Raw genomic sequence first — 13,271 nt, 5'->3', positions numbered from 1 at the left:
CGGTGCCCGCCCCGCGGCGACGCGCTCGCGCCACGCTCCGCGGCGTCGGCCGCGGGCCCGTCGGTGCTGGTGCTCATGACCCTCATCCGACCGGTCGCGCGTGGGCGGACCGTGAGGCGTCCATGAGAGAGCTGTCATCTGCCCGTGAGCGTTCGCCTACCAGGTGGTCGGTTTCTCGCTAGCCTGGAGCCTTCCGCCGCACGAGGAGGTGCCATGTCGGACGCCGCGCCCACGCCGGGCCCGCACGACGAGCCGGGGCAGCCGGACCGGACGATCGACGTCGAGGCCGTGCTCGCCGGGCTCACGCTGGAGGAGAAGGCCTCGCTCACGTCGGGCGCCGACTTCTGGCACACCAAGCCCGTCGAGCGGCTCGGTGTCCCGTCGGTCATGGTCACCGACGGGCCGCACGGCCTGCGCAAGGAGGCCCAGCAGGCGGACCACCTGGGGATCGGCGCGTCCGTCCCCGCCACGTGCTTCCCCACCGCGGCCGCGCTCGGCTCGTCGTGGGACGTCGACCTCGTGCGCCGCGTCGGCGAGGCCCTCGGCCGCGAGACCCGTGCGAACGACGTGGCCGTCCTGCTCGGCCCCGGCGTCAACATCAAGCGCACGCCGCTGTGCGGCCGCAACTTCGAGTACGTATCGGAGGACCCGGTGCTCGCGGGCGAGGTCGGGGCGGCCCTCGTCGCCGGCATCCAGAGCCAGGGCGTCGGCACCTCGCTCAAGCACTACGCGGCGAACAACCAGGAGACCGACCGCATGCGGGTCTCGGCGGACGTCGACGAGCGGACGCTGCGCGAGGTCTACCTGCCGGCGTTCGAGCGGGTCGTGACGCGCGCGCAGCCGTGGACCGTGATGTGCGCGTACAACAAGGTGAACGGCACGTACGCCTCCGAGCACCACTGGCTGCTCACCGAGGTGCTGCGCGACGAGTGGGGCTTCGAGGGGCTCGTCGTGAGCGACTGGGGCGCGGTGCACGACCGGGTGCCGGCGCTGGCGGCCGGGCTCGACCTGCAGATGCCGGCGTCCGGGCCGCGGCCCGACGAGGCCGTCGTCGCGGCCGTCCGCGAGGGCCGGCTCCCGGAGCGCGTCCTCGACGACGCGGCGCGGCGGGTGCTGCGGCTGGTCGCCCGCGCGCAGCCCGTGGGCGGCGGGACCGTCGACGTGGACGCGCACCACGCGCTCGCCCGCGAGGCGGCCGCGGCCGGCTCGGTGCTCCTGCGCAACGAGCCGGTCGACGGCTCGCCGGTGCTGCCGCTCGCGGGGACCGACGGCCTGCTCGTCGTCGGCGAGTTCGCGCGCACGCCGCGCTACCAGGGCGCCGGCTCGTCCCAGGTCAACCCGACCCGGCTCGACGACGCCCTGACCGCGCTGCGCGCCCTCGGCGACGTCGCCTTCGAGCCGGGCTTCACGATCGAGGGCGGCCCCGAGGGCGACGACGAGGCGCTGCGCGCGGCGGCCGTCGAGGCGGCGCGGACCGCCGGCACCGTCGTCCTGTTCCTCGGCCTCCCCGGCCCGGACGAGTCGGAGGGCTACGACCGCCCGCGCCTCGGCCTGCCGGAGAACCAGGTGGCGCTGCTCGAGGCCGTCGCCGCGGTCAACCCGCGCGTGGCCGTGGTGCTCGCCAACGGCTCCGCGGTCTCGATGCCGTGGCGTGGGCTCGTGGCCGCCGTGCTCGAGACGTGGCTCGGCGGCCAGGCGGGCGGCTCCGCCGTCGCGGACCTGCTGCTGGGCCGCGTCGCCCCCGCCGGGCGCCTCACCGAGACGATCCCCCACCGGCTCGAGGACACCCCGGCCTTCGGCAACTTCCCCGGCGAGGCGGGCCACGTCCGGTACGGCGAGGGCGTGCTCGTCGGCTACCGCTGGTACGACACCCGGGGCATCGACGTCGCGTACCCGTTCGGGCACGGGCTGACGTACACGACGTTCGGGTACGGCGACGTGGTCGCCGCCGCGAGCGGCACCGGGCCGGACGTGTCGGTCGACGTCCGCGTGACGGTGACGAACACCGGGGCGGTCGCCGGCGCCGAGGTCGTGCAGCTGTACGTGCGCGACCCGCAGGCGTCGGTGCTGCGCCCGGTGCGCGAGCTCAAGGCGTTCACGAAGGTGCACCTCGAGCCCGGCGAGCAGCGCGAGGTCGCGTTCACCCTCGACGCGCGCGACCTGTCCTACTGGCACCCCGGGCTGCGGCGGTGGGTCGTCGAGGGCGGCGAGTTCGTCGTCGAGGTCGGCGCGTCCTCGCGCGACGTCCGGGCGGCGGCCGCGGTGGAGGTCGAGGGCGAGCCGCTGTGGGCGCCGCTCGACGGGATGTCGACGATCGCGGAGTGGCTCGAGCACCCCGCGGGCCGGGACGTCGTCGGCCCGATGCTCGAGGCCGACGGTCGCGAGCTCGACGACTCGATGCGGGCGATGATGATGCAGATGCCCGTCCGGGTGCTCATCGACTTCGGGATCGCGCCGGTCGACGAGGACGAGCTGGCCGCGCTCGCGGCGCGGGCGAACGCCGCCGTCCGCTGAGCCGGCGGCGACGGGGGCCGCCCGCTGCGGAGGCGGGCCCCGTCGCCGCCGAGCTACGCCGGGCCGACGAGGACGTCGTGGAACTGGCGGACCGCCGCGACCATGTCGACGCGGTCCGGCGAGCCCGACTCGAGCAGCCACTGGACCTGCAGGCCGTCCAGCACGGCGACCAGCAGGCGTGCCGCGGCGGCGGGGTCGACGCCCGCACGCAGCCGTCCGGACGCGCCGAACCGGTCCAGGTCGTCCTCGACCGAGCGCAGGACCCGGGCGTAGCGGCCGCGGAAGTACTCGTGCGCCGGGTGCTCGGGGCTCGTCGCCTCGGCCGAGAGCACGGTGAACAGCTCGACGATCCCCGGCCGCGCGGCGTTGCGCTCGACGAGCCGCAGCAGGGCGTCGACGTAGCCGGCGCCCGACTCCACGTCGGCACGCACGTCCGCCGCGTCCGCGTCGTCCCGGCGCTGCAGCACCGCGGCCAGCAGCGCCTCCTTGCTCGGGAAGTGGTGCAGGAGGCCCGGGTGCGAGATGCCGACGCGCGCCGCGATCTCGCGCAGGGACGCGGACGTGTAGCCGACCTCGCCGAACAGCGCCGTCGCGGCGGCGAGGATGTCCTCGCGCGTCGCCCGGCCCCTGGCGTACCCACGGGGCGAGGGGGTGGACACGCGCCCAGGATGGCACGCACGCCCCACCATCCCCGCGAGCGGCGCCCGCGGGTCGGGCCCCCGGCGCCCCACCGGGTGGTCGTGCACGGCCCCGCCGCTGCCGTACGGTCGACGGGTCGCGCCCGCGACGTCCCCGCGCGACAGGAGCCGCACGCGTGACCGACACGACCTTCCTGGCGCCGGACGAACCGGTCGACCTGGACAACTGCGCGCGCGAGCCGATCCACGTGCCGGGCAGCATCCAGCCGCGGGGCGTCCTGCTGGCCGTCACCGAGCCGGATCTCGTCGTCGAGCACGCGTCGGAGAACCTGCCCGCCCTGCTCGGGACGAGCGCCGAGGAGGCGCTCGGTGCGACGCTCGACGAGGTGCTGGGCGCCGAGGCCGCCGGCGCGATCCGGACCCACCTGCGCACGTTCGGCGACCTGCGCTCGCGCAACCCGCTGGTCCTGCCCGTGCCGACGCCGGACGGCGAGGTCGAGGTCGACGTCGTGCTGCACCGGACGGCCGTCGGGGAGCGGACGCTGCTCGTCGTCGAGATCGAGGCGGCGCTGGGCCCGCGCCCGTTCTCGTTCCCGAACACGTACCAGGCGGTCCGCGGGTCGGTGGAGCGGCTCAACGGGGCCCACTCCCTCGACGAGCTGTACGCGGTGGCGGCCGAGGAGGTGCGCACGCTCACCGGCTTCGACCGGGTGATGGTCTACCGGTTCGACGCCGAGTACAACGGCGAGGTCGTCGCCGAGGCGCGGCGGCCCGACCTCAACTCGTTCCTCGGGCTGCACTACCCGGCGACGGACATCCCGGTGCAGGCCCGCGCGCTGTACGAGAAGAACTGGATCCGCCTGATCTCCGACGTGCGCTACACGCCGGCCCGCATCGTGCCGGGGCTCGACGCGGTGACGGGCGAGCCGCTCGACCTCACGTACTCGGTGCTGCGCAGCGTCTCCCCGATCCACTGCGAGTACCTGTCGAACATGGGCGTCGCGGCGTCCATGTCGATCTCGCTGCTGCGCGACGGCCGGCTGTGGGGACTGGTCGCGTGCCACCACTACTCGGGTCCGCACCACCCGCCGTACGGCGTGCGGGCGGCCGCGGAGTTCCTCGGCTCGGCGCTCTCGCTGCGGCTCGTCGCCCGCTCCGAGGAGGACGAGCTGCAGGCGGCGATCGCCGCGTCCGAGACGCTGGACGCCCTGCTCACCGCCTCGCGCGACGCCGACCGCTCGGTCGCGGACGCGCTCGTGGGCCGGTCGCGCCGGCGCCGCTCGCTGCTCGACCTCGTGCCGGCGCACGGCGTGCTCGCGCTGCTCGGCGGCACCACCACCCGGCTCGGCCCGCTGGCCGTGGACGGCGACGCCGAGGCGCTGGGGCGCTGGCTCGCCCGGCAGGACGGCGACGTGGTCACGCGGGACGCGCTGACCGTCCAGGAGCCCGCGCTCGCGGCGGCCCTGCCGGGCGTCGCGGGCCTGCTCGCGGTCCGGCTGCCCGACGACCAGCTCGTCGCCTGGCTGCGCAGCGAAGCCGTGCAGGACGTCGACTGGGGTGGCGACCCGCACAACAAGGCGATCGCGCGCCGCGAGGGCGACACCGTGCGCCTGTCCCCCCGCAAGTCGTTCGAGAAGTGGACCGAGGTGGTGCGGGGGCGCGGCGACCCCTGGTCGGACCGGGAGCGGCTGTCGGCGGAGGAGCTGCGCTCCGGGCTCGTCGAGACGCTGCTGCTGCGCGGCCGCTGGGAGGTGCACGCCGCGCGCGAGGTGCAGCGCGCCCTGCGCCCCGCCGCGCTGCCCGCCGTCGCCGGGTGGTCGATCGACGCCCGGTACGAGCCCGCCGCGGCCGGGGAGGTCGGCGGGGACTGGTACGACGCGCTGGAGCTCCCCGACGGCCGCCTCGCCCTCGTCGTCGGCGACGTCGCGGGGCACGGCCTGCCCGCGGCCGCGACCATGGGCCAGCTGCGGACCTCCCTGCGGGCGCACCTGCTGCGGGGCGACTCCCCTGCCGAGGCGCTCGGCTGGCTCGACCGCCTCTCCCGGCGCACGCTCCCGGACGACCTCACGACGGTGGCCGTCGCGGTCGTCGAGCCCGCGACGGGTGCGGTCGAGCTCGCGCTCGCCGGGCACCCGCGGCCGCTGCTGCTCGGCACGGACGGGCGCGCGTCGGTGCTCGACGCCGACATCGACCCGCCCGTCGGGGTCGGGACGGGCCTGCCCCCGACGACGCGCGCGTCGGTGCCGCCGGGCGGCGGGCTGGTCCTGTTCAGCGACGGGCTGGTCGACTCGCGCGACACGCGGCTGCGCGCGGGCCTCGAGCGGCTGGCGGCGGCGTTCGGGCCGGATGCGACGGTGGACGACGTGCTGGCCGCCTGCCGCGACGAGGGGTCGGTCGACGACGTGACGCTGGTGGTGCTGCGACGGGTGGGCTGACCGCGCCGTCGTCAGCCGACGACGTCGACGACGTCCGCCATCCGGGTCGCCTGCAGGAGGAAGCGCACGGCCTCGGGCGCGTGCAGGACGCGCACCCGGTGGGGGGTCCGGGTGGACAGGCGGGCCAGGAAGCGCAGGCCCGACGAGTCCATGAAGGTCACCGCGCCGGCGTCGACGTCGACCGCGACGTCGCCGGCGGCCGCGCGCTGCTCGACCGCCGCGACGACCTGCGCCAGGGTCCCCGACAGGGCGGCGTCGACCTCCCCGGTCAGCACGACGACGAGGCGGCCGTCGTGCTCGTCGAGCCGCGCGTCGGCGAGCGGTGCGGCGCCCGAACCCAGCGGGGCGGGATCGGGCTCTGGCTGCGTCACGGGGCTCCTCATCGTGGACCGGCGGACGAGATCATCCGCCCGACACACTAACCTGCAGTGGCCGCAGCGCCGCCGCCCTCCTACCCTCGACGCAGGAGGCGGCTGAACCGGACGGCCGTTCAGGAGGTCACAGTGACGCAGGAGCGAGGAGTCGGCGACACGGTCGCGCGCGCCCTCGCCGCCGCGTCGCCCCCCAAGGGGACCACCGTCCGCGAGTGGACGCTGGTCGGCGTGACCGAGCTCGGGGTCATGCGGGCACAGCTCACCGAGGTGCTGTCGCCCGACGCGCACGCGCGCCGCGCCGGCGCCCCGGAGTGGGTCGGACAGCTCGTGCTCATCGCGTCGGAGCTGGCGACGAACGCCCTGTGGCACGGCGACCCGCCAACCACCGTCCGGCTGGTCCGGGCCGAGCGCGCGTGGGTGCTCGACGTCGCGGACCGCGCCCTCGACCAGGTGCCGCAGGTCGACTCCGACCGCGCGCCGGGGGACGGCGGGTTCGGCCTCCAGCTGGCGCACCTGCTGGCCGCGGACGTCGGCTGGTACGCCACCGGCGAGACCAAGCACGTCTGGGCGTCGTTCCCGCGCTGAGCCGATCGGACGGCACCCGTCGGGGCGGCACGCGCCCACGGTGCGCGAACGCGCGGGCCGAAAACTATCGATAACGTTTTCGGTGCGGCTAGGATCACGCCGTGCAGACCGCAGGACGCGTGAAGATGGAGGACGTCGCCCGCGCCGCGGGCGTGTCCGTCGCGACGGTCTCGAAGGTGGTCAACGGCCGCTACGGCGTCTCCCGCGCCACGTTCGAGCGGGTGTCCACCGTCATCGACCAGCTCGGCTACGAGACCAGCCTGGGGGCGCAGAGCCTGCGCTCCCACAAGACGAACGTCATCGGGGTCCTGCTCGCCGAGTTCGAGCCGTTCAGCACCGAGCTGCTCAAGGGCGCGTCCGACGCGGTCGCCGGCACCGGGTACGAGCTGCTCGCCTACTCCGGCGGCCACCGCGGCGGCGCGGTCGGCTGGGAGCGGCGCTCGCTGTCCCGGCTCGGGGGCACGCTCATCGACGGCGCCATCATCGTGACGCCCACTGTCATGGACGCGCGCCCCGGCGTGCCCGTCGTCGCCGTCGACCCGCACACCGGCCCGTCCGGCGTGCCGACCGTCGACTCCGACAACTTCGCCGGGGCGGTCCTGGCGACCGAGCACCTCCTGCGCCTCGGCCACCGGCGCATCGCCCACCTGTCCGGGCGCGCCGACCTCGAGTCGTCCCGGCTGCGGGAGGACGGCTTCCGGCACGCGATGGCCGAGGCGGGGGTCTCCGTCGACGAGCGGCTCGTCCGGATCGGGGGCTACCGGCCGGAGGGCGCGGAGCAGTCGGCGCGCGAGCTCCTCTCGCTCCCGGACCGCCCGACCGCGATCTTCGCCGCGAACGACCTCTCGGCGATCCGCACGATGCAGGTCGCGCGCGACCTGGGCCTGTCCGTGCCCGGCGACCTGTCGGTCATCGGGTTCGACAACGTGCCCGAGTCGGCCGTCGCCGTGCCGCCGCTGACGACGATCGAGCAGCCCCTGCGCCAGATGGGCGAGGAGGCGCTGCGCATGCTCGTCGCCGTGCTCGACGGCCAGGAGCCGCCGACGACGCACCTGCGCCTGCCGACGGCCCTGGTCGAGCGGTCCTCCTGCGGGCCGGTGTGACCCACCGGCCTCAGGCCGGCGCCGGTGCCCCGAGCGGCTCGACCGTCAGCCCGTCCGGGCCGCGGTCGACGCGCACCGTGTCGCCGTCGTGGACCTCGCCGGCGAGCAGGCGCCGCGCCAGCCGGTCGCCGATCTCGCGCTGGACGAGGCGCCGCAGCGGCCGCGCGCCGTACGCCGGGTCGTAGCCCTCGAGCGCCAGCCACTCCCGCGCGGCGGTCGTGACGTCGAGCGTGAGCCGACGGCCCTCGAGCCGGCGTGCGAGCGAGGCGACCTGCAGGTCGACGATGTGGCCGAGCTCGTCGATCGACAGCGGGTCGAACAGGACGACGTCGTCGAGCCGGTTGAGGAACTCCGGCTTGAACGCCGCGCGGACGGCGCCCATCACGGCGTCGCGCCGCGCCGCCTCGTCCAGCAGCGGGTCGACGAGGAACTGCGAGCCGAGGTTCGAGGTGAGCACCAGGATCACGTTCCGGAAGTCGACGGTGCGCCCCTGGCCGTCGGTGAGGCGGCCGTCGTCGAGCACCTGCAGCAGCACGTCGAACACCTCGGGGTGCGCCTTCTCGACCTCGTCGAGGAGCACGACCGAGTACGGGCGGCGCCGCACGGCCTCGGTGAGCTGGCCGCCCTCCTCGTAGCCGACGTACCCGGGGGGCGCGCCGACCAGCCGCGCGACGGAGTGCCGCTCGCCGTACTCGCTCATGTCGATGCGCACCATGGCGCGCTCGTCGTCGAACAGGAAGTCCGCGAGCGCCTTGGCGAGCTCCGTCTTACCGACGCCGGTGGGCCCGAGGAACAGGAACGAGCCGGTCGGACGGTCGGGGTCGGAGATCCCGGCGCGGGCGCGCCGGACGGCGTCGGAGACCGCCGCGACCGCGGTGCGCTGGCCGATGAGGCGCTCGCCGAGCACCTCCTCCATGCGCAGCAGCTTGGCGGTCTCGCCCTCGAGCATGCGGCCGGCGGGGATGCCGGTCCACGCCGCCACGACCTCGGCGATCTCGTCGGGCCCGACCTTCTCGGCGATCATCGGCGTCGTCGGCGCGAGCTCCGACAGCCCGGTGTCCTCGGTCGCCTCGGCGGCCTCCGCCTCGGCGATCTGCTGCTGCAGCGTCGGGATCTCGCCGTACATGATCCGGCCGGCGCCGGCGAGGTCGCCCTCGCGCTGCAGCCGCTCGGCGTCGGAGCGCAGCTGGTCGAGCCGCGCCTTGAGGTCGCCGACGAGGTTGTGCCCGGCCTTCTCCTTCTCCCAGCGCGCCGTGAGCGACGCGAGCGCCTCCCGCCGGTCGGCGAGGTCGCGGCGCAGCCGCTCGAGGCGCTCGGCCGATGCGGGGTCGTCGGCCTCCGAGAGCACGACCTCCTCCATCTCCAGGCGCGTCACGGCGCGCTGCAGCTCGTCGATCTCGACGGGCGAGGAGTCGAGCTCCATGCGCAGGCGCGAGGCGGCCTCGTCGACGAGGTCGATGGCCTTGTCGGGCAGCTGGCGCCCGGTGATGTAGCGGTCGGAGAGCGCCGCGGCCGCGACGAGCGCGGCGTCGGAGATCGTCACCTTGTGGTGGGCCTCGTACCGCTCCTTGAGCCCGCGCAGGATCGCGACGGTGTCCTCGACCGAGGGCTCGCCGACGAACACCTGCTGGAACCGGCGCTCGAGCGCCGGGTCCTTCTCGATCCGCTCGCGGTACTCGTCGAGCGTGGTCGCGCCGACGAGGCGCAGCTCGCCGCGCGCGAGCATCGGCTTGAGCATGTTGCCCGCGTCCATGGCGCCCTCGCCGCCGGCGCCCGCGCCGACGACCGTGTGCAGCTCGTCGATGAAGGTCACGACCTCGCCGTCGGACGAGGTGATCTCGGCGAGCACGGCCTTGAGGCGCTCCTCGAACTCGCCGCGGTACTTGGCGCCCGCGACCATGGCGGCGATGTCGAGCGCGACGAGGCGCTTGCCCCGCAGCGACTCCGGCACGTCGCCGGCGACGATGCGCTGCGCGAGCCCCTCGACGACGGCCGTCTTGCCGACGCCCGGCTCGCCGATGAGCACGGGGTTGTTCTTGGTGCGGCGCGACAGCACCTGGATCACGCGCCGGATCTCGGCGTCGCGGCCGATGACCGGGTCGAGCCGGCCGTCGCGCGCGCGCTGCGTGAGGTCCGTGCCGTACTGCTCGAGCGCCTTGTAGGTGCCCTCGGGGTTCGGGCTCGTGACCCGCGCGCTGCCGCGGACCGTGGGCAGCGCCGCGACGAGCGCCTCCCGCGACGCGCCCGCGCCGCGCAGCGCGTCGGCCACGCCGGACTGCCCGGCGGCCAGGCCGATGAGCAGGTGCTCGGTGGACACGTAGTCGTCGCCGAGCGTGCGCGCCTCGTCGTTCGCGGCCTGCAGCGCGGACGTCGTCGCCCGCGAGGGGGTGGGCTGGGCGACCGAGTCGCCCGACGACGAGGGCAGGTTCACCAGCATCCCGCGCACCGAGCGGCCGAGAGCGCCGCGGTCGGCACCGACCGCGTCGAGGAGGCCGTTCGCGACGCCGCCCTCGTGCTGGAGCAGCGCGTTCAGCACGTGCGCCGGCTCGAGCTGGGGGTTGCCGGCGGCGGAGGCCTGCTGGATCGCGTCGCCCAGCGCCTCCTGCGAGCGGGTGGTGAGCTTCATGTCCACGGGTTGTTCCTCCTGGTGCGGGGCGGTGCGCGACCACCCGCGCGGTCGACGACGGGATCTGCTCTCCTCAACCGCGAGCAAACTTGAGTCTATTCCGCTCAACCCTGTCGTCCAGCCGGGCGCGCACCCGGCGCGCGGGTGCGTCCGCTTCGTCGGACCTCTTCACCGCCCGGACACCGGCGCGCCCCCGCCCCGACATCCGCCGTCCGTAGCGTCGGCAGCGACCAGACGACGACGGAAGGGCGACGATGACCCTCGAACTCACGCTCGTGCGGCACGGGCGGACGTACTACAACGCGCGGCGCGTCCTGCAGGGCCGCTGCGACTCCCCGCTCACGCGCGACGGCCGCGCCGGGGTGCGGACCACCGCGACCCACCTCGCCGGCACGCCGTTCACGGCGGCCTGGGCGTCACCGTCGGGGCGGGCCGTCGCGACGGCCGTCGAACTCCTGCGCCACCACCCGGACGTGCCCCTGCGCACGGACGAGCAGCTGCGCGAGTACCACTTCGGCGCGTTCGAGCGGCAGCCCGAGACGGTGCTCGACGCGTACGTCCCGTGGCCGGAGCTCGTCGCCGGCGTCCTCGCCGGGACCCACCCCGGCCTGCCCGGCGGCGAGCACGCCGCCGACTTCCTCGGCCGCACCCGGGACGTCTTCGCCCGGATCGCCGCCGAGCACGACGACGACGAGCGCGTGCTCGTGGTCGGGCACGGCCTCGCGCTCGGTGCCTACCTCGCGACGGTCGAGCCCGTCGGGCTCGTGGCCCTGCCGAACGCGTCGGTCTCGACGGTGGAGGTCGAGCGGGACGGGACCGCCCGCATCACGTCGATCGCGGTCGACGTCGCCGGGCAGGGCCTGCTCGCGGCGCGCGAGGCGCCGGCGCCGCCGGCCGCCGCCTGAGCCGGCGCCCCACGCCCCGCCGGCGTGGGCGCGTCCCGCGCGGGACGCGTCCCGCCGGCGTGGGAGCATCACGGCGTGGAGTGGCATGACGACGTGCTCGGCCCGGGCTGGCAGGCGACGACGATCGCGCTGCGCCCCGACGACGTCGCCGCGCGCACCGGCGTCCCGCCGGAGGCGACGCTCGTGCGGCGGGCGCCCCGCCACCGGCGCGCGGTGCTCTACCTGCACGGCTTCGTCGACTACTTCTTCCACCCGCACGTCGCCGACGCGCTCGACGCCGCGGGCTACGACCTGTACGCGCTCGACCTGCGCGACTACGGCCGGTCGATCCGGCACGGCCGCCCGCCGAACGACACGACGGACCTCGGCCGCTACGCCGAGGAGATCGACGCGGCCGTGCGGCACCTGCGCGAGGAGCACGACGCGCTCGTCCTGCTCGGCCACTCGACCGGCGGGCTCGTCGCCGCGCTCTGGGCGGACGCGCGCCGCGGCACCGGGCTCGTCGACGCGCTCGTGCTCAACAGCCCCTGGCTCGACCTGCGGGGCAACCTGCTGGAGCGGACGGCCCTGACGGCGCTGATCGACGTCGTCGGCGGGTTCGCGCCGCACCTCGTCGTCGGGCGCATCGGCGAGCACTACGGGCAGGCGCTGCACGTCGGCTCCGGCGGCGAGTGGGACTACGACCTCACCTGGAAGCCGCACACGGGGTTCCCCGCGACCGCGGGCTTCGCCCGGTCGGTCCGCCGCGGCCACCGCCGCGTGCGCCGAGGGCTGGCCGTGGACGTGCCGGTCCTCGTCCTGGCCTCCGACGCCTCGGGCCCGGACGACCGCTGGCACGACGCGCTCGTCACGACCGACTCCGTGCTCGAGGTGCGGCACATCGCGTCGCTCGCGCCGCGCCTGGGGCCGGACGTCACGTTCGTCGAGGTCCCCGGCGGGGCGCACGACCTGGCGCTGTCGCCGTCGCCCGCCCGTGAGCGCTACCTCGACGAGGTCGTCGCGTTCCTGCGCGCCCGGGTGGGCTGACCCCCGCCGTCACGCCTCGCGCGGCAGGAGCGCGGGCTCGCTCGGCTCCGAGAGGGACAGCAGCGCGCCGACGACGCCCGGCGTCGACGCCAGCCGCCGCTCGAGCGCCGCGAGGCCGTGCGACGCGTCGGTCTCCGACGGCTCGCCCGTCAGGTCGACCGCGCCCGTGAGGAACACCTGGCGGGCCCCGACGAGCTCCAGGCGCAGCTCCGTCACGCGCGCGATCTCCGGCTGCTCCAGCAGCGTGCGCAGCGCCGCGTCCCAGACCCGCTGGTCGGCCACCTCGCCGACGAGGAACCGGCGGTTGCGCTGGATGAGCACCACCGCGACCACCGCGAGCAGCAGCCCGACGAGGATCGAGCCGACCGCGTCCGGCACCGTCGAGCCCGTCACCTCGTGCGCCGCCACGCCGGCCGCGGCGATGAGGATCCCGACGAGCGCCGCCGCGTCCTCGAAGAACACCGCCCGGACGGTGGGGTCCGAGGTGCCGAGCACGTGGTCGATCAGCGGGACGTCGCGCCGGCGCGCGTCCGCGGCGGCCTGCCGCCGGGCCTGCAGGAAGGAGATGCCCTCGAGCACGAACGAGACCGCGAGGACGACGTACGCGACGCCGAAGCTCTGCGCCGGCTCCGGGTGCTGCAGCTCCTGGATGCCGTGGGTGATGGAGACCCCGGCGCCGACGGCGAACAGGCCGATCGCGGCGAACAGCGACCAGACGTACACCTCGCGCCCGTAGCCGAAGGGGTGCGTGCGGTCGGCCGGGCGCGCGGCCTTGCGCTGCGCGATGAGCAGGAACACCTCGTTGCCCGCGTCCGCCCACGAGTGCGCCGCCTCGGCGAGCATCGACGCCGCCCCCGTGACGACGGCTGCGACGGTCTTCGCGACCGCGATGAGCAGGTTGGCGGCGAACGCGACGACGACGGTGAGCGCGCTCTCCTGGTGCCCCTCGTCCTCCTGCGCCGTGGCGAGGATCGGGCGCATCCGGGCGGCGCGGTCGGTCACGGGCGCGCCCCCTCGTCGTCGCCGGGAAGGGGGTCGTCCGCCCCGTGGGCGGGCAGCGCGGCG

General features: G+C 75.7%; 10 protein-coding genes. 6 read left to right on the top strand and 4 right to left on the bottom strand.

Going from position 1 to position 13,271, the window contains the following annotated elements:
• Positions 1-213: 213 nt before the first annotated feature.
• Positions 214-2,514 (top strand): aryl-beta-d-glycosidase, encoded by a 2,301-nt coding sequence (locus HGCM_RS05485; RefSeq protein ID WP_019135867.1) that lies wholly within the window; start codon positions 214-216, stop codon positions 2,512-2,514.
• Positions 2,515-2,567: 53 nt separating this feature from the next.
• Here HGCM_RS05485 and HGCM_RS05480 read toward each other — a convergent pair whose 3' ends face one another.
• Entirely contained in the window at positions 2,568-3,173 is a 606-nt protein-coding gene (locus HGCM_RS05480) for a TetR/AcrR family transcriptional regulator (protein WP_019135866.1), read from the bottom strand.
• Positions 3,174-3,328: 155 nt separating this feature from the next.
• On the opposite strand from HGCM_RS05480, the gene HGCM_RS05475 reads away from it, so the two are divergent.
• Positions 3,329-5,587 (top strand): SpoIIE family protein phosphatase, encoded by a 2,259-nt coding sequence (locus HGCM_RS05475; RefSeq protein ID WP_019135865.1) that lies wholly within the window; start codon positions 3,329-3,331, stop codon positions 5,585-5,587.
• A gap of 11 nt (positions 5,588-5,598) precedes the next feature.
• Here HGCM_RS05475 and HGCM_RS17030 read toward each other — a convergent pair whose 3' ends face one another.
• The gene (locus HGCM_RS17030; RefSeq protein WP_019135864.1) at positions 5,599-5,958 is read right to left on the bottom strand and encodes an STAS domain-containing protein; all 360 of its coding nucleotides are present in this window, start codon (positions 5,956-5,958) and stop codon (positions 5,599-5,601) included.
• 132 nt (positions 5,959-6,090) lie between these two features.
• On the opposite strand from HGCM_RS17030, the gene HGCM_RS17025 reads away from it, so the two are divergent.
• Together HGCM_RS17025 and HGCM_RS05460 are read left to right on the top strand one after the other, a co-directional pair.
• Positions 6,091-6,546: an ATP-binding protein gene (locus HGCM_RS17025; RefSeq protein WP_019135863.1), complete on the top strand. Its 456-nt coding sequence runs from the start codon at positions 6,091-6,093 to the stop codon at positions 6,544-6,546.
• Between the two features lie 101 nt (positions 6,547-6,647).
• The gene (locus tag HGCM_RS05460) at positions 6,648-7,649 is read left to right on the top strand and encodes a LacI family DNA-binding transcriptional regulator (protein WP_019135862.1); all 1,002 of its coding nucleotides are present in this window, start codon (positions 6,648-6,650) and stop codon (positions 7,647-7,649) included.
• A 10-nt stretch (positions 7,650-7,659) separates the two neighbouring features.
• Here HGCM_RS05460 and clpB read toward each other — a convergent pair whose 3' ends face one another.
• On the bottom strand, positions 7,660-10,281 hold the full coding sequence (gene clpB, locus HGCM_RS05455; RefSeq protein WP_019135861.1) for an ATP-dependent chaperone ClpB: 2,622 nt from the start codon (positions 10,279-10,281) through the stop codon (positions 7,660-7,662).
• 248 nt (positions 10,282-10,529) lie between these two features.
• Here clpB and HGCM_RS05450 point away from each other — a divergent pair, with 248 nt between their 5' ends.
• Together HGCM_RS05450 and HGCM_RS05445 are read left to right on the top strand one after the other, a co-directional pair.
• The gene (locus HGCM_RS05450; protein ID WP_019135860.1) at positions 10,530-11,180 is read left to right on the top strand and encodes a histidine phosphatase family protein; all 651 of its coding nucleotides are present in this window, start codon (positions 10,530-10,532) and stop codon (positions 11,178-11,180) included.
• Between the two features lie 75 nt (positions 11,181-11,255).
• On the top strand, positions 11,256-12,206 hold the full coding sequence (locus HGCM_RS05445) for an alpha/beta hydrolase (protein WP_019135859.1): 951 nt from the start codon (positions 11,256-11,258) through the stop codon (positions 12,204-12,206).
• Between the two features lie 9 nt (positions 12,207-12,215).
• Here the strand turns inward: HGCM_RS05445 and HGCM_RS05440 are convergent, their stop codons facing one another.
• Positions 12,216-13,208, bottom strand: a complete 993-nt coding sequence (locus tag HGCM_RS05440; protein WP_019135858.1) for a cation diffusion facilitator family transporter — start codon at positions 13,206-13,208, stop codon at positions 12,216-12,218.
• Positions 13,209-13,271: the final 63 nt, after the last annotated feature.

It is taken from the genome of Cellulomonas massiliensis JC225 (assembly GCF_000312005.1).
In the GTDB taxonomy this organism is placed as follows: Bacteria; Actinomycetota; Actinomycetes; order Actinomycetales; family Cellulomonadaceae; genus Cellulomonas; species Cellulomonas massiliensis.
Note: the sequence above shows the minus strand (reverse complement) of the source record. Positions and strands in the feature narration are given on the sequence as shown.